At 52.7% G+C, this 260-nt stretch carries 1 pseudogene; it reads right to left on the bottom strand.

What is annotated here, in order from left to right:
* Positions 1-40: 40 nt before the first annotated feature.
* Positions 41-260, bottom strand: a pseudogene (locus tag SB753_RS38620) (hypothetical protein); the annotation flags it as partial.

A 260-nucleotide genomic window follows, 5' to 3' on the forward strand; every position in this document is an offset into this window, starting at 1 on the left:
GTAAAAGTTCTGTGTCCGGTCAAATTGCCTCCTGCGTCTTCTATCGGCACGCGCGCGTTATCTTTGCAAAGAGGCCGTTTCTCGCGATCCATTCGGCGTATGCACGATAGTCGGGGTCGTTCATCAGATGCTTTTCTTCTGTTTTCGCCCGCACGAAATAGAGAAGATTGACTGCAACGAGTGCTGCGCAATGCATGAGTGCGACTTGCCAACCCAAAGGCTCGATGAACGGCACGCTCACCATCCAGTACGACAGGTTC

This window comes from Paraburkholderia sp. SIMBA_053 (assembly GCF_046534895.1).
Classification (GTDB): Bacteria; Pseudomonadota; Gammaproteobacteria; order Burkholderiales; family Burkholderiaceae; genus Paraburkholderia; species Paraburkholderia caledonica.